At 69.0% G+C, this 15393-nt stretch carries 14 protein-coding genes; 10 read left to right on the top strand and 4 right to left on the bottom strand.

What is annotated here, in order from left to right:
• Positions 1 to 27: 27 nt before the first annotated feature.
• On the bottom strand, positions 28 to 888 hold the full coding sequence (locus tag E0H26_RS16815; RefSeq protein ID WP_131304584.1) for a glutamate ABC transporter substrate-binding protein: 861 nt from the start codon (positions 886 to 888) through the stop codon (positions 28 to 30).
• 57 nt (positions 889 to 945) lie between these two features.
• Positions 946 to 1701: an amino acid ABC transporter ATP-binding protein gene (locus tag E0H26_RS16820; protein WP_131304585.1), complete on the bottom strand. Its 756-nt coding sequence runs from the start codon at positions 1699 to 1701 to the stop codon at positions 946 to 948.
• 183 nt (positions 1702 to 1884) lie between these two features.
• On the opposite strand from E0H26_RS16820, the gene selD reads away from it, so the two are divergent.
• Both selD and E0H26_RS16830 read left to right on the top strand, forming a co-directional pair.
• Positions 1885 to 2874: a selenide, water dikinase SelD gene (gene selD, locus E0H26_RS16825; RefSeq protein ID WP_131304586.1), complete on the top strand. Its 990-nt coding sequence runs from the start codon at positions 1885 to 1887 to the stop codon at positions 2872 to 2874.
• A 274-nt stretch (positions 2875 to 3148) separates the two neighbouring features.
• A complete protein-coding gene (locus E0H26_RS16830; RefSeq protein WP_131304587.1) occupies positions 3149 to 3628 on the top strand; it encodes a hypothetical protein in 480 nt (159 codons plus the stop codon).
• Between the two features lie 152 nt (positions 3629 to 3780).
• Here E0H26_RS16830 and E0H26_RS16835 read toward each other — a convergent pair whose 3' ends face one another.
• On the bottom strand, positions 3781 to 4002 hold the full coding sequence (locus E0H26_RS16835) for a DUF2277 family protein (protein ID WP_131304588.1): 222 nt from the start codon (positions 4000 to 4002) through the stop codon (positions 3781 to 3783).
• 52 nt (positions 4003 to 4054) lie between these two features.
• Between E0H26_RS16835 and miaB the strand changes: the two genes are divergently transcribed.
• The 8 genes from miaB to E0H26_RS16870 all read left to right on the top strand — a co-directional run bounded on the left by miaB (position 4055) and on the right by E0H26_RS16870 (position 13253).
• Positions 4055 to 5557, top strand: coding sequence for a tRNA (N6-isopentenyl adenosine(37)-C2)-methylthiotransferase MiaB (gene miaB, locus E0H26_RS16840; RefSeq protein ID WP_131304589.1), 1503 nt, complete (start codon positions 4055 to 4057; stop codon positions 5555 to 5557).
• A 101-nt stretch (positions 5558 to 5658) separates the two neighbouring features.
• Positions 5659 to 6876 carry a tetratricopeptide repeat protein gene (locus E0H26_RS16845; protein ID WP_240742218.1) on the top strand — a complete coding sequence of 406 codons (1218 nt, stop codon included), beginning with the start codon at positions 5659 to 5661 and terminating at the stop codon, positions 6874 to 6876.
• A 3-nt stretch (positions 6877 to 6879) separates the two neighbouring features.
• Positions 6880 to 7230: an effector-associated constant component EACC1 gene (locus E0H26_RS16850; protein WP_131304590.1), complete on the top strand. Its 351-nt coding sequence runs from the start codon at positions 6880 to 6882 to the stop codon at positions 7228 to 7230.
• 1 nt (position 7231) lies between these two features.
• Positions 7232 to 9487 (top strand): CHAT domain-containing protein, encoded by a 2256-nt coding sequence (locus tag E0H26_RS16855; protein ID WP_131304591.1) that lies wholly within the window; start codon positions 7232 to 7234, stop codon positions 9485 to 9487.
• Positions 9484 to 10692 carry a tetratricopeptide repeat protein gene (locus E0H26_RS16860; protein ID WP_165521892.1) on the top strand — a complete coding sequence of 403 codons (1209 nt, stop codon included), beginning with the start codon at positions 9484 to 9486 and terminating at the stop codon, positions 10690 to 10692. The genes E0H26_RS16855 and E0H26_RS16860 overlap by 4 nt, the downstream gene beginning before the upstream one ends.
• Before the next feature lie 232 nt (positions 10693 to 10924).
• A complete protein-coding gene (locus E0H26_RS16865; RefSeq protein WP_165521893.1) occupies positions 10925 to 11713 on the top strand; it encodes a GntR family transcriptional regulator in 789 nt (262 codons plus the stop codon).
• Positions 11714 to 11961: 248 nt separating this feature from the next.
• The gene (locus E0H26_RS29350; protein ID WP_165521894.1) at positions 11962 to 12108 is read left to right on the top strand and encodes a hypothetical protein; all 147 of its coding nucleotides are present in this window, start codon (positions 11962 to 11964) and stop codon (positions 12106 to 12108) included.
• A complete protein-coding gene (locus E0H26_RS16870; RefSeq protein ID WP_131304593.1) occupies positions 12105 to 13253 on the top strand; it encodes a helix-turn-helix domain-containing protein in 1149 nt (382 codons plus the stop codon). Before E0H26_RS29350 ends, E0H26_RS16870 begins: the two co-directional genes overlap by 4 nt.
• A 399-nt stretch (positions 13254 to 13652) precedes the next feature.
• On the opposite strand, the gene E0H26_RS16875 is transcribed toward E0H26_RS16870, so the two are convergent.
• Positions 13653 to 15086, bottom strand: coding sequence for a pectate lyase family protein (locus E0H26_RS16875; protein WP_131304594.1), 1434 nt, complete (start codon positions 15084 to 15086; stop codon positions 13653 to 13655).
• Between the last annotated feature and the right edge of the window lie 307 nt (positions 15087 to 15393).

The raw sequence follows: 15393 nt of genomic DNA on the forward strand, positions 1-15393 counted from the left end.
CGCTCGGGGTGCCGGCTCCAGGACTGATCAGACCGCGCCGCAGTGGGTCAGCTTGGTGGTGTCCAGCTCGGGCGCGGGGGTGCCGCTCTTGCCCAGGGTGGCGTCCCAGGCGGCCTTGTAGCTGCCGTCGGTGGCGGCGGCCTTGAGGATCTCGTTGATCTTCTCGCAGCCGGCGGTGTCGTCCTTCTTCAGACCGATGCCGTACGGCTCGTCCGAGAAGGTGCTGCCGACGACCTTGAACTTGCCGGCGTACTGGTCCTGCGCGGCGTAGCCGGCGAGGATGATGTCGTCGGTGGTGACCGCGTCAACCTGGCCGTTCTCCAGCAGCGGCAGGCACTTGGAGTACGAGTCGAACTGCTCCAGCTTGGCGTCCGGGTGGTTCTCGGTGATCCGCTTGGCCGGGGTCGAGCCGCTGACCGAGCAGACCGTCTTGCCGGCCAGCTGGTCCGGGCCGGTGAGGGTGGAGTCCGTCTTGACCAGCAGGTCCTGGCCGGCGACGTAGTACGGGCCAGCGAAGTTGATCTTCTGCTTGCGCTCGTCGTTGATGGTGTAGGTGGCCACCACCAGGTCGACGGTGCCCTGCTCGATGAAGGGCTCACGGTTGGCCGACACGGTGGTCTTCCACTCGATGCCGCTCTCCTCGACGCCGAGGCCCTTCGCGATGATCTTTCCGATCTCGATGTCGAAGCCCTCGTACTGGCTGCCGGTCTGCAGGCCCAGGCCCGGCTGGTCGGCCTTGACGCCGATGATCAGCTTCTTCTGGCTCTCGGCCTTGCCCACGACGCCGCCGGCGCCGTTGCCGCCCTCGTCGCTGTCCCCGCCGCAGGCCGCCATCGCGACCGCGAGGCCGGCAACGGCGACGACAGCCGCCATCCGCTTCATTCGCATACTTGTTCTCCTTCTTCGACTGGAGCCCGCCGGGTCGCGGCTCGCTCCGTTAGACGCCTAGTGCGTGAGGATCTTGGAGAGGAAGTCCTTGGCGCGCTCACTGCGCGGGTTGGCGAAGAACTCGGTCGGGGCCGCGTCCTCGACGAGCTTGCCGTCGGCCATGAAGATGACCCGGTTGGCGGCATGCCGGGCGAAACCCATCTCGTGGGTGACCACGACCATGGTCATGCCGTCACGGGCGAGCGAGGTCATCACGTCCAGCACCTCGCCCACCATCTCCGGGTCGAGCGCGCTGGTGGGCTCGTCGAAGAGCATCGCCTTGGGCTGCATGGCGAGCGCGCGGGCGATCGCGGCGCGCTGCTGCTGGCCGCCGGATAGCTGGGCCGGGAACTTGTCAGCCTGGTTGGCGATGCCGACCCGGTCGAGCAGGGCCAGGCCCCGTTCACGGGCGGTGGCCACCTTTTCCTTGCGCACCTTGGTCGGGCCGAGAGTGACGTTCTCCAGGATCGTCTTGTGCGCGAAGAGGTTGAACGACTGGAAGACCATGCCGACCTCGCTGCGCAGCTTGGCCAGCGCCTTGCCCTCGGCCGGCAGCGCCTGACCGTCGAACGTGATGGTGCCGGAGTTGATCGGCTCAAGCCGGTTGATCGTGCGGCACAGGGTCGACTTGCCGGAGCCGGACGGGCCGATGACCACGACCACTTCGCCTCGACCCACCGACAGTGAGACGTCGTCCAGCACGTGCAGCGGCCCGAACCACTTGTTGACCGAGTCCAGCACGATGAGCGGTTCGCCCGTCGTCACGTCGTCCACCGTCCCCCTCGTTACTTTCGGGGTCGCTCGACCCCTGGATAGCGGCCACTGTAGGCGGGGCGACGTGGCAGAACACAACTCAGATGGTCACGGAGCGGTAACACCGTGGCGGATCGAGTCCTGGCGTCCGAAATTGCCCGCTCCGGGTGGCGCCCTCGGCAGGTGACGGAGATCATGTCAGGTATGACCGAGCCGGTGCGGCTGACCAGGTACGCCCGTGGTGGCGGATGCGCGTGCAAGATTCCGCCCGGTGAGCTGGAGGCGATGGTGGCCGGCCTCGGCCCGGCTGCCGGCCCGGCCGACCTGCTGGTTGGTCTGGAGCATGGCGACGACGCCGCGGTGGTCCGGCTGGACGAGCGGACCGGCGTGGTGACCACCGCCGACTTCTTCACCCCGGTGGTCGACGACGCGTACGACTGGGGCCGGATCGCCGCGACCAACGCCCTGTCGGACGTGTACGCGATGGGCGGTGACCCGCTGGTCGCGCTGAACCTGCTCTGCTGGCCGCGTGAGGTGCTCCCGCTGGAACTGGCCCGGGAGGTGTTGCGTGGTGGGCTGGACGTCGCCCGCGCCGCCGGCTGCCACCTGGCCGGTGGGCACAGCGTCGACGACGACGGTCCGAAGTACGGCCTGGCGGTCACCGGGCTGGTCCGGCCGGACGAGTTGATCACCCTCGACGCCGGGCGGGCCGGACTGCCGCTGTCGTTGACCAAGCCGCTCGGGATCGGCGTACTCAACACCCGGCACAAGAGCACCGGTGAGAGTTTTCCCGAGGCGGTCGCGGCGATGACCACGCTGAACCGGGACGCGGCCCGGGCGGCGGTGGCGGCGGGGGTGCGGTGCGGCACCGACGTGACCGGATTCGGTCTGCTCGGGCACGCCTCGAAGCTGGCCCGCGCCAGTCAACTCACGGTGGCCATCGACATCGACCGGGTGCCCTATCTGGCCGGCGCACGGGAGGCGGCCCGCGACGGGTACGTCAGCGGTGGCTCGCGCCGCAACCTGGACTGGGTGACCCCGTGGTCGGACCTGGACGCGGCGGGCGAGGTCGACCGGTTGTTGCTGGCCGACGCGCAGACCTCGGGTGGTCTGCTGGTGGCCGGGGAGATTGCCGGCGCGCCCGTCATCGGTGAGTTGTTGCCCCGCGGCGATCACCTGGTCGTACTCCGGTAGACCGGAGTCGCTGGCCCGCTCGCCGGGACCAGGGGCCGCGACCATCCTTCACGTGGCCTCCGCGCCGCTCGGCTTGCGGCGAGCCGTGGCGTGGAGCGCGCACCATACCCGATAAACTGTCACCTTCCCGCTACTGGCGGCGATGGTCCGGGGGGAAATTTGCCCAGAATGGTCACAGACCGGTAACTTGCCCCCGCCTGGGGGCAAATGCCCCCCACCATCGTGGGTAAGGCCCGCTCCCGAGGCCGATGGACGAGCACAGCGAGGAGGCGGCATGACCGAGCTGTGGAACTGGAGAATCGACCAGGTACGACCGGTGGAGGTCTACCCGGCGCTGGCCGACGCGCTCGGTCGGGTGGTGATGCCCCTGGCCGTCGCCGACCCGGCGCGGTTGCCCGCGTACGCGGTGGTCTGCGACGTCTGGCAGGCGCCGGGCGAGTTCGCCACGATCGTGGACTGCTACGGCGTGCCCGACGGCCTGCCCGAGCTACCCAGCATCGCGGCACTGGCCCGGCTACTGGACCGCAACTGCCTGTTGCGTGACGACACGCTCGACGACACCCGGCACCTGTTGGTCGCACCCGACGGCAGCATCCGCCCGGTGCACTTCGACGTGCGGGAAACCGACGACGGTGAGGTGCTCAGCGACCGGCGCCTGTGCACCGAGGCGGACCCCCGCTGTCGAGGCTGGTCGCGCTGTCACCGCTCGCGCTGGGCTCCCGACTCGGTGAACCCCGCCCTCGCCGCCGCCTGAGGTGTAAGGAAGGGCCCCCTGTTAACGCCTCGCGTATAGCAGGGGCCCCCTACTAACCGAGCGGCTCTGCCGCTTGTTAACAGGGGCCCCCTGCTCTACCGGAGACGTTAATAAGGTGCCCTTCCTTACACCTAACACCTAACACCTAACACCTACACCGGGCGGGTGGTGGTGCGGACCACCAGGTCGTCGAGCAGGGTGCGGGTGGCGGCGGCGACTGCGGCCACCGCGGCGTCGAACGCGGCGGCGTTGTGTGCCGCTGGCGCCCGGAAGCCGGAGATCTTCCGTACGTACTGCAACGCCGCGGCCTCCACGTCCGCGTCGGTGACCTGCGGGGTGTACGGCTCACGCAGGGTCTTGATGCTTCGGCACACGGCTCCTCCTCGTTCCGTCCGATCCCATGGTGCCGGATACGCTGTGCACGTCATGACTACCGCAGCGGCGGGCGGCCCGCGCACCTACCAGGTGCGAACGTACGGCTGCCAGATGAACGTCCACGACTCCGAGCGCATTTCCGGCCTGCTGGAGCAGGCCGGTTACCTCCGCGCGGGCGAGGCCGACGAGACCCCGGACGTGGTGGTGTTCAACACCTGCGCGGTCCGGGAGAACGCCGACAACCGCCTGTACGGCAACCTCGGTCATCTGCGTCCGGTCAAGGACCGGCATCCGGGGATGCAGATCGCGGTGGGTGGCTGCCTGGCCCAGAAGGACCGGGGCGACATCGTCCGCAAGGCGCCCTGGGTCGACGTGGTCTTCGGCACGCACAACATCGGTTCGCTGCCGGTGCTGCTGGAGCGGGCCCGGCACAACGCCGCCGCCGAGGTGGAGATCCTCGAATCCCTCGACGTGTTCCCCTCGACCCTGCCGACGCGCCGGGAGTCGACGTACGCCGGCTGGGTGTCGATCTCGGTGGGCTGCAACAACACCTGCACCTTCTGCATCGTGCCCGCGCTGCGCGGCAAGGAGAAGGACCGCCGCCCCGGCGACATCCTCAGTGAGGTACGCGCGCTGGTCGACGAGGGCGTGCTGGAGGTGACCCTGCTCGGGCAGAACGTCAACTCCTACGGTGTCGAGTTCGGTGACCGGTACGCCTTCGGCAAGCTGCTGCGCGCCTGTGGGGAGATCGACGGGCTGGAGCGGGTGCGGTTCACCAGCCCGCATCCGAAGGACTTCACCGACGACGTGATCGCGGCGATGGCCGAGACGCCGAACGTCTGCCACTCGCTGCACATGCCGTTGCAGTCCGGCTCCGACGACGTGCTGCGCGCGATGCGCCGGTCGTACCGGGCCGAGCGGTACCTCAACATCATCGAGAAGGTCCGCGTGGCGATGCCGGACGCCGCGATCACCACCGACATCATCGTCGGCTTCCCCGGCGAGACCGAGGCGGACTTCGCGCGCACCCTGGACGTGGTCCGGGCGGCCCGGTTCTCCTCCGCCTTCACCTTCCAGTACTCCAAGCGCCCCGGCACCCCGGCCGCGACCATGGACGGCCAACTGCCCAAGCAGGTCGTGCAGGAACGCTACGAGCGGTTGATCGCCTGCGTCGAGGAGATCACCTGGGCGGAGAACAAGAAGTTGGTCGGCGAGAGCGTCGAGGTGCTGGTCGCCGTCGGTGAGGGCCGCAAGGACGAGCGCACCGGCCGGCTGTCCGGCCGGGCCCGCGACGGCCGCCTGGTGCACTTCGACGCCGGCTCCTACGCCGGGTCGATCCGGCCGGGCGACATCGTGCACACCACGGTCACCTACGCCGCGCCGCACCACCTCAACGCCGACGGCGAGCCGCTGTCGCACCGCCGTACCCGGGCTGGTGACGCGGCCGAGGCCGGGCGGGCTGCGCGTACCCCCGGGGTGTTGCTCGGCCTGCCCACCATCGGTGCGCCGGCCGCGGTGCCCGCGCCGACGACCGGCTGCGCCGCCCCGCACTGACCTGTATCGACTCCACCACCACCGTCCTAACTCGACGGTGCTGGTGCGGTCTTTGTCAGATCTTGGTCGTTGCGGTCTGCCGGATCGGTGTCGGCCGTATCGTGCTGGCCGGTGTGGAGAATTCGTTGACTCGCGTTGGGCCGGCGGCCACGGTTGCGCAGTGGGTGGAGGTGCATCGGCTGGCGGTGGCAGGCCGGGAGCCGGTGATCGCCCGGCACGTCGGCCGCCAGGTGGCGAGGGTGTGGCTGCGCACGTCGCGGTTCGCGGATGTCGAGGCGCTCGCGGCCGCGACTCTGACCCTTGGTCCGGACGCCGGTGCCTGCTATGACCTGGGGTGGGCGCAATCCGTCACCGGGCGGCCTCGGCCTGCCCTGGACAGCTACGAGCAGGCCCTGCGCCTGTATCGCGAGGTCGACGACCACGGCAACGAAGCAGCCACCCTCACCAGCATCGGCCGCGTGTACAACGGGCTGGGGGATCGGCAGCAGGCTCTCGCCTACTACGGGCAGGCTCTGCCCATCGTGCGGGAGGTCGGTGACCGTGCCGGCGAGGCTGTCACCCTGAACAACATCGGCCGCGTGTACGCCGGGTTGGGGGATCGGCAGCGGGCTCTCGCCTACTACGGGCAGGCTCTGCCCATGATGCGGGAGGTCGGTGACCGTGCCGGCGAGGCTGTCACCCTGAACAACATCGGTCTCGTGTACGACGGGTTGGGGGATCGGCAGCGGGCTCTCGCCTACTTCGGGCAGGCTCTGCCGATCCGGCGGGAGGTCGGTGACCGTGCCGGCGAGGCTGTCACCCTGAACAACATCGGCCGCGTGTACGACGGGCTGGGGGATCGGCAGCGGGCTCTCGCCTACTTCGGGCAGGCTCTGCCGATCCGGCGGGAGGTCGGTGACCGTGCCGGCGAAGCTGTCACCCTGAACAACATCGGCGGCGTGTACGCCGGGTTGGGGGATCGGCAGCGGGCTCTCACCTACTACGGGCAGGCTCTGCCGATCCTGCGGGAGGTCGGTGACCGTGCCGGCGAAGCCGTCACCCTCAACAACATCGGTTCAATCCGGTTTCAGGAGGGCGATCTCGCTGGGGCGGAGGAGGCGTTCGATGAAGTTCTCGAGGTCTTCCGCACCATCGGTGATCGCGGATCCGAAGCCACGGCGAGCTTCAACATGGCCTCCCTGCTACTGCGGATGGACCGAGTGGACGATGCCATCGAGTTCCAGCGCCGGGCGGTGGCGCTGGCCGAGCAGACGGGCGATCCGGCGCTGGATCAGATGCGAGCGTTCCTCGTTCAGCTTGAGCAAGAACAGAAGGGATAGTCGGTGGGAACTGCCGTACTTGAGGTGTCGGGACCGGAGGCCGCCCGTTGGGCTGCGGAGCTGCGCGGCGCGCTCGCCGCGAACGCCGGGCCTGGCGATGAGGTGTCCCCGGTCGAGGTGCAGCGCTCCGCCGAGCTGGTGATCGCCGTCATCGGGTTGGTGTTCGCCGGGGTCGGCACGGCCAAGACGATCTGGGACTGGTGGCATTCCCGCCGTACGGACGGCGTCAGCGTCACGATCCTGCTCAGCGACGGTACCCGGGTCGAGCTGTCCAATGTCAGCAGTGGCGAGCTGGAGATCGCCTTCCAGCAGGTCGAATCGCGGCAAGCTGAGGGTGGGGACCACCGTGGGTGAGATGAGGACGTACGAGTTGGAGGTCTTCCAGCAGACCTCCGACTTCTCCGAACTGCGCCTGTCGACCGGTGGCGGCCCGCCGAAGACCCGTGGCCTGGACAAGGCAGCTATCGACCGGCTGATTGAGGTGGTTGAACGCGATTACAGTCAGCATGCGGTCGCGCAGAGGGTGTTCAATGCGCCGCAGCTGCGTGGTCTCGGCGCGAAGCTGGCTGCCTTCCTCGACGGTGATGAGCGATGGCTGACCCCGGTGCTGGATCGCCCTCCCGGCGCCACGCTGCGCATCACCGCTGTGGAACGGCTGCGGCACCTGCCGTGGGAACTGCTCGCCGCAGACGACGTGCATCTGACCGTCTCCAGTCACGCGCCGTTGCTGCCGGTGCGGGCCATCGGCACCAACACAGCCCTCAAGGACCCGGTCGAGCCCAAGAACCGGCCGTTGCGGGTGCTGTTCATGGCCACATCCCCGGAGGGTGTCGAGCCGGTGCTCGGCTATGAGGCGGAGGAAGCGGCCATCCTGGCTGCCACCCGCCGGACCGGGACCGACCTGGTCGTGGAGGAGAGCGGCACCCTGGACGGGCTTCGGTTCGTCAGCCTCGACTACGGCGCGGGATACTTCGACGTCCTGCATCTGAGTGGTCACGCGACTATCGGCGCGGACGGTCAACCGGTCTTTCTGATCGAGAATGAGTTCGGTGGGCGCGCCTATGCCACCGCTGACCAGATCGCCCAAGCGGTGGGCGGACGCTGGCCCCGGTTGGTCTTCGTCTCCGGCTGCCTCACCGCGAACGCCCCCGACTCCGGCGCATTCCCGTCGATGAGTGAAAGCCTGGTCCGTGCCGGAGCCCCGGCCGTGTTGGGGTGGGCGCTGCCGGTCGGCGACGTCTCCGCGACCGAGTTCGCCGCCAAGCTCTACCAGCTTCTGGCTGCCGGGGAGGCCCTCGACCGGGCCGTCGTCGAGGCCCGCCAGCAGTTGTACGCGAACAAGCGCGCCAACTGGCACCTGCTGCGCGTCTACGCCGACAGATCCCCACTCGCACCCATGGTCACGCCCCTGTATGAGCCGGGACGTGCCCGGATCCAGGTTCGGCCCGCCGATCGGGAGTTCCTGGACCCGCAGACCCAACTGTCGCGGGTCGCCTCCCGTGCCGCATTCGTCGGACGACGGCGGGTCATCCAGCGTTGCCTGCGTACCCTCAAACAACCCGGCGGTGACGGCGCGGCCGAGGCCCTGGTCCTGGCCGGTATGGGCGGTCTTGGCAAGAGCAGCCTCGCCTCCCGGCTGCTGGAACGCATGCCCACCCACCAGCGTGCCGTCTGGTATGGCCGCGTCGATCTGCCCAAGTTCCGAGAACTCACCACCAAGGTCCACTTCCCCACCCAGGACCAACAGAGCGAAGCAGAAAAGCTGCTCAACAACGACCAGGCTCCCCTCGTCGTACGCCTGCGTCGCCTGCTGCACGTCGATGGTCCCCTCGGGCAGACGCGGTGCCTGTTCGTGTTCGACGACTTCGAGGACGGCAACCTCGACGAACGCGACGGCGGGCACCTGCTGTCCCCGGAGATGGCCGACATCCTCCCGGCCCTGCTGACAGCCATTCGCGACACCGATAGCCCCAGCCGGGTCATCATCACCAGCCGCTACCGCTTCCCCGCACCCGCCGGCACCAGCATCGTCGTCGAGTCGCTGGAAACCCTCACCGACATCGAGCGGGCCAAGAAGCTTGCGAACCTGCCCAACCTGCGCCCCGACTCCCCGATCGACCCCGACATCCGCCGACGCGCCGTCGAGGCCGCGGCCGGCAACCCCCGCCTGCTCGACTGGCTCGACTTGATCGTCGCCGCTCCCGACCTCGACATCGACGGCCTGATCACCGCCATCGAAGCCGAAGCCGACCGGTTCCGCCGGGAAACCATCCTCGCCAAGAATCTCCTCAGCTCCCAACCCGCCGAGTTGCAGAAGATGCTCGCCAGGGTCAACGTCGTCGAACTCCCCGTTCCCGCCGGCACCGTCCGCGCTGTTCACGACCACCCCGACGCCACCGTCCACATCGAACGCGCCGTCCAACTCGGCCTGATGGAACAGGGCACCGACCCCGAAACCCGCCAACCCCGCTACTACGTCTCCAACGTCCTACGCCCCCTCATCCGCCCGTTGCTCACCGACGACGAACACACCGAGGCATGCGCCGCCGCCGCCCGATCCCTCTACGAACTCTGGATCACCGACCCGGCAACGCCCGAACCCGCGTCATGACCACCGTCGCCCAGTGGGTGGAGGTGCATCGGCTGGCGGTGGCGGGCCGGGAGCCGGTGATCGCCCGGCACGTCGGCCGCGTGGTGGCGAGGGTGTGGCTGCGCACGTCGCGGTTCGCGGATGTCGAGGCGCTCGCGACCGCGACTCTGACCCTTGGTCCGGACGCCGGTGCCTGCTATTACCTGGGGTGGGCGCAATTCGTCACCGGGCGGCCTCGGCCTGCCCTGGACAGCTACGAGCAGGCCCTGCGCCTGTATCGCGAGGTCGACGACCACGGCAACGAAGCCGCCACCCTCACCAGCATCGGCCGCGTGTACAACGGGCTGGGGGATCGGCAGCAGGCTCTCGCCTACTACGGGCAGGCTCTGCCCATCGTGCGGGAGGTCGGTGACCGTGCCGGCGAAGCTGCCACCCTGAACAACATCGGCCGCGTGTACGCCGGGTTGGGGGATCGGCAGCAGGCTCTCGCCTACTACGGGCAGGCTCTGCCCATCGTGCGGGAGGTCGGTGACCGTGCCGGCGAGGCCGTCACCCTGAACAACATCGGCCGCGTGTATGACGGGCTGGGGGATCGGCAGCAGGCTCTCGCCTACTACGGGCAGGCTCTGCCGATCCGGCGGGAGGTCGGTGACCGTGCCGGCGAGGCTGTCACCCTGAACAACATCGGCGGCGTGTACGCCGGGTTGGGGGATCGGCAGCAGGCTCTCGCCTACTTCGGGCAGGCTCTGCCGATCCGGCGGGAGGTCGGTGACCGTGCCGGCGAGGCTGTCACCCTGAACAACATCGGTCTCGTGTACGACGGGCTGGGGGATCGGCAGCAGGCTCTCACCTACTACGGGCAGGCGCTGCCCGTCATGCGGGAGGTCGGTGACCGTGCTGGCGAGGCTGTCACCCTGAACAACATCGGCGGCGTGTATGACGGGTTGGGGGATCGGCAGCGGGCTCTCGCCTACTTCGGGCAGGCTCTGCCGATCCGGCGGGAGGTCGGTGACCGTGCCGGCGAAGCCGTCACCCGATACAACATCGCGATGATCCATCGCGGTGAGGGGCATCTCGACAAGGCGATCGGCGAACTCGAACTCGTCGTCGACCTCGACCGCCAGGTAGGCCACCCGGACCTCGCATCCGACACTGCCATGCTCGAACAACTACGCCAGGAACGAGCAACTGTTCAGCGAGCTGATCCGAGCCCTGGCCGGGACTGAACGGCGCCGACGTTCAGGTGGTGGCGATCGGCGAACAGCCGGCTGCTGCGCGGCCTCGCCCCGACGGGCGGGGCTGCGGAGGGAAAATCATGTTGGGTGGCGAGAGGACAAATTGTCAGTAGACGGTCGAGGTGCCTCACGGTAATCTGTGGGATTTGCTGACCCGCCCGCCCGCTTCATGTCGCAACCGGGCCCGCAAGTAGCCTGCTGTCAGACGACAGTTGGAGATCCGGTGGACAACGCGAGCGACCCGACGAAGAAGCACAGCGCCGAGACCTTCGCCGCCGAACTCAGGCGCCGGATCAGGGAGGGCGTCAAGGGCTACGAGGCTGGCGCGAAACTCCCCACGCTGCGCGAATTCGCTGCCACCGAAGTCGGGGTGGCGCGGGGCGTCGCGGAGAAGGCGATCGATCGCCTTCGCGCTGAAGGGTTGATCGAGTCGCGTCGCGGTTCCGGTAGCTTTGTTCGGGCAGGCCGAATCCCTCGCACCTCCCCCGGCCGACTGTCGCTGGAGCAGTGGGGGCGCGGGTTGTCGATCCAGGCGCACGATGCAGCGAACCCGCCAAAGGTGGTGGATATTGAGGTCGGCGATACCGTGCCGCCGGCGCATGTTGCCGAGGCGCTCGGGGTGCCGCCCGGCGAGGTGGTGCTGTCGAGGTATCGCCGGTATGTGCGGGACCGGCGCTGCGTTCAGCTCGCCACTGCCTATCTGCCAACAGACTTGACCCGTGGCACTCGCATCGAGCACACCGACACCGGGCTGGGCGGAACGTTCGCTCGACTGGCCGAGCAGGGAGTCGGGCCAACGAGGTTCGTGGAACGGGTCATCAGCCGCGCCCCTACCCCGGAGGAGATTGACGGGGTGGGCGGACGCGACGGCTTGGGCCTGCGTCGAGAGGGGAGCCTGGTCTTCGAGATCACCAGGTGCGCCTACGCGGGTGACCGCTGCGTCGAGGTTTCGCTGATGGTGCTCGACGCCGAGGCGTACGAACTGGTGTATGCCTTCCCGGCCGAGGGATGAAACCGGAAAGATTGCCCTTAGAAACCTTGATTGTCTGCTGACAATCCGTCACGCTTGGTCCTGTAGGGATAACCCCACACCGGTCGTCCGACCAGCGAGTATCCGTGTGGGAGCCCGACTCCCGAAGGGATCGAGATGCTCGTCACTCCCAATGCGCGACGCCGAATCCGCGCAGGTCGCCTCCGTCCGATGTGTCCGAGGCCGCCGGAGGTGGCCCGAATCGCGGGCTCGACGGAAGCTCCGGGCTCGTGGGTGTCGACGTGGTGATGACGGTGCTCAGTGGCGTGCTGCCGGGTTTCCTGCTCGGGCTGTTCGCGTTTCGGGTGAAGTCGCGGTGGTGTCCGCGCTGCGGGGAGTCCACGCACGCCGCGCCGCCGGTGCAGGGGGACCGATGAACCGCCCGCACCGACGCGACCACAACTCCGTACCCATCGGACGGCGGGTGGCGGAGTTGCGGGCCCGCCGGGGAATGAGCCAGCAAGCCTTCGCCGACCGGCTCGGCAAGTCGAAGAGCTGGGTCGACAAGATCGAGCGTGGCGTACGCCGGCTCGACCGCTACTCGGTCATCCGGGAGATCGCCGACGTGCTGCGCCTCGACCCGGACCTGCTCCTGGGCCCTCGCCAACCCCCACCAACCGCACCCAGCCTGGACGGGGTCGACGGGGTTCGGGCCGCCCTCGCCCGCTACCACGACCGGCCCCAGCGGACCGGCACGGCCGACCAGACGCGCCGGCAGGTCGCGTACGCCTGGATGGCCTACCAACACGCCCGCTACCCGCACCTCCTGGATGCCCTACCGGCCCTGCTCGACGCCGCTCGCGGCACCCGCAGCCTGCTGGTGTCCACCTACCGGATCACCGCCGCCGTACTGATCAAACTCGACCACCCCGACCTCGCCTGGCTCGCCGCCGACCGGGCCGTCACCGCCGCCGCCGGCCCCACCCTCACCGCCACCGCCACGATCTCCGTCGCGCAAGCGCTGCGCGCCCTCGGTCACCACCCGCTTGCCCTCGCCGCCGCCCTCACCGCCGCGGACACCGCAGACGACCCTGCCGTACGCGGAACCCTGTACCTCCAAGCCGGACTCGCCGCCGCCAGCAGCGGCGACCGCCGCAACACCGACGACCTGCTCCACCACGCCGCCGCCCTCGCCGACCGGCACACCAGCGACACCGACCCGCATCACACCGGCTTCGGGCCGGCCGCTGTCCAGGTGGCCCGATTCGTTGCCGCCCATCACCTCGGCGACACCACCGAGGCCATTCAGCACCACGTTCACGCGATCAACAGCGACGGCTGGCGGCGACTGCCGCCCGAACATCGGGCTGCCCACCTCATCGACGCCGCCCACACCTTCCTCGACACCGGCGACGCCACCCAGGCCGGGCAAGCCCTGCTCCACGCCGACCGCATCGCGCCGGCCGAAGTCCGTGACCGCCCGGCCGTTCGTACCTTCCTCGCCCAGCTCATCCAACGCGGACCCGCAGCGGCCGACGTCGCGCGCCTGGCCACCATCGTCGGCCTGACCCGACAACCCTGACCTCGCCACTCGCCGCTTCCGGGTGCTGCTGCCCGGCAGCGTCCGGCCGAGCCACCACCCACCACCGCGCGTCCTTTGCTCTGCTTCAACCCACGCATCGCTGAGCCGGCCAAACCATTGCGTGGAGTGAACCGGCCAAACCATTGCGTGGAGTGAAGCAGAGCAAAGGGCCCACCACCCCTACTCGGGGCCGCCCTGGGCTGCCTGATTGGCACGGTATTCAGGGGGCAGGGCCCACCCACACCCGGCGGAACCCGGTGGCGGCTGCGCTATGCGGCCCTGGGCTCTGTGTCGAAGTCCCGGGCCGGCCTGCGGCGGCTCGCGCGACGCCTGGCTGGACACCGCTTGGACTCCGCCTCGGCTCGACCGAGGACTTCGACACAGGCCCTGTTCGTACGGTCAGACCGAGATCCGGCCGGCGCCCGCGCCGCCCGTCACGATCGACTTGACGCTGCTCGCGCTGTCCAGGGTGTACGAGTACGGGATGCCGGCCACGCTGCCACCGGTCTGCCCGCTGCCCGAGTTGACGAAGTGGTTGTTGCGGGCCACCAGGCCACCCGGCCCGGAGCTGCCCTCACCCCGGTGGAACGGGTCCGGGGTGTTCTCGAAGTAGTTCCCCTCGACCAGCACTCCGGCGTTCATCGTGGACGCCACGCCGTAGCCGCGCACGTTGCTGTAGAAGTTGTTGTACACGTGCACCGGGTTGCCGAAGCGGACCCGCGGGTTGCGCTGGTTGCTGCCGTCGAACCAGTTGTGGTGGTAGCTGACCCGCAACCGGCCGACGTCCTGGCTGGCGTTGTCGTCGCTGTGCCCGAGCAGCATCGTCTTGTCGTGGCTGAAGACCCGGTTCCACGACACGGTGATGAAGTCGGAGCCACGCTTGATGTCGACCGCGCCGTCGTACCCGGCGCTGAAGGTGTTGTGGTCGACCCAGACGTTGGTGGCCGACTGCTCGATGTTGATCGCGTCGTCGCCCCAGTTCCGGAAGGTCAGATTCCGGATGATCACGTTGCGGTCACCGTTGATGGTGAAGCCGCAGCCGGCGATGGTCGCGCCGGAGTTGCCGAGGATGGTCTTGTTGGACCGGACCCGCAGCATCCCCGAGCAGTTGATGGTGCCGGAGACCCGGATCACCGCCGCGCTGGTGGAGTTCAGCGCGCTGGTCAGCGCCGAGGCGCTGGTGACCGTGGTGGTGCCGGCGTTGCCGCCGCCGGTGGTGCCGCCGTTCTGGGTGGCCCAGCCGACCAGCCCGGTCTGCGTGGGCGGGTTGGGCGGGGGAGTGGTGCCGCCGCCCAGCCTGATCAGCTGCCACCGCTGGTTGGTGCCGTCGACGTTGGCGTACTGCGAGACGATGCCGCCGTCGGCGGTGGAGAACTGCCAGACCTCCAGGGCCTTGTTGCTGTGCCGGTTGATGAACCGGACGTCGCCGTTGGCGGAGTCCGCGAGCCGCCAGTGCTGCTTGGTGTCGCTGCTCGCGGTGACCTGGGTGACCTGCACCCCGTCGTTCGAGTTCGGAATCGTGACGACCTTGCCGGAGTGCCGGTTGCGCAGCTGGTAGTAGCCGTTACCCACGTCGACGAACTGGAACTGCTGGTTGTTGCCGTCGCCTCGGGTGAACTGCCGGATCTCACCGCCGTCGGCGGTGGACCAGTTCCACAGGTCCATCGCCTTGCCGCTGTTGCGGTTCACGAAGACGTACTGGGCGCTGGTGTCGACGGTCGCCGCCGATGCGGGGGCCACCGTCACGGCGACCAACGCCGCCGGTAGTGCTACCGCCGTCGCGGCCAGTGCCGCCAGTCGCCGTGTCAGGCGACGCTTGACGATTGCAAGCACGGTCAATCTCCTCATCCTCTGGGTACGCGGAACGGGTCGGACGACGCGTCGGCCGTCGCGGACCGGCTGCCGGCACCGGCCCGGAGGTGTCCGCGACGCGGGCGGCCACGGCGACATGGATGGTGGTGATATGCCGCGGCGTACGCCTGGATGCGTCATCACGTGCGGTCGGCAGGAGTGCGCCTCGGCATCGGAGGCTGCCGTGCCCAGTGGCAGCGATGCGGTGGCGGTGCGCGCAGGTGCGCCCTGCCGTCGGATGAACTGGTCGGAGCGGCTCCCACGCCTGCCAAGGGCAAGCGCTTTCCTC

It is taken from the genome of Micromonospora zingiberis (assembly GCF_004331455.1).
GTDB lineage: Bacteria > Actinomycetota > Actinomycetes > Mycobacteriales > Micromonosporaceae > Micromonospora > Micromonospora zingiberis.

Coding starts and splice junctions, on each gene's coding strand:
- E0H26_RS16815 (WP_131304584.1), bottom strand. CDS start 888: ATGCGAATGAAGCGGATGGCGGCTGTCGTCGCCGTTGCCGGCCTCGCG.
- selD (WP_131304586.1), top strand. CDS start 1,885: ATGACCGAGCCGGTGCGGCTGACCAGGTACGCCCGTGGTGGCGGATGC.
- E0H26_RS16830 (WP_131304587.1), top strand. CDS start 3,149: ATGACCGAGCTGTGGAACTGGAGAATCGACCAGGTACGACCGGTGGAG.
- miaB (WP_131304589.1), top strand. CDS start 4,055: ATGACTACCGCAGCGGCGGGCGGCCCGCGCACCTACCAGGTGCGAACG.
- E0H26_RS16855 (WP_131304591.1), top strand. CDS start 7,232: ATGAGGACGTACGAGTTGGAGGTCTTCCAGCAGACCTCCGACTTCTCC.
- E0H26_RS16860 (WP_165521892.1), top strand. CDS start 9,484: ATGACCACCGTCGCCCAGTGGGTGGAGGTGCATCGGCTGGCGGTGGCG.
- E0H26_RS16870 (WP_131304593.1), top strand. CDS start 12,105: ATGAACCGCCCGCACCGACGCGACCACAACTCCGTACCCATCGGACGG.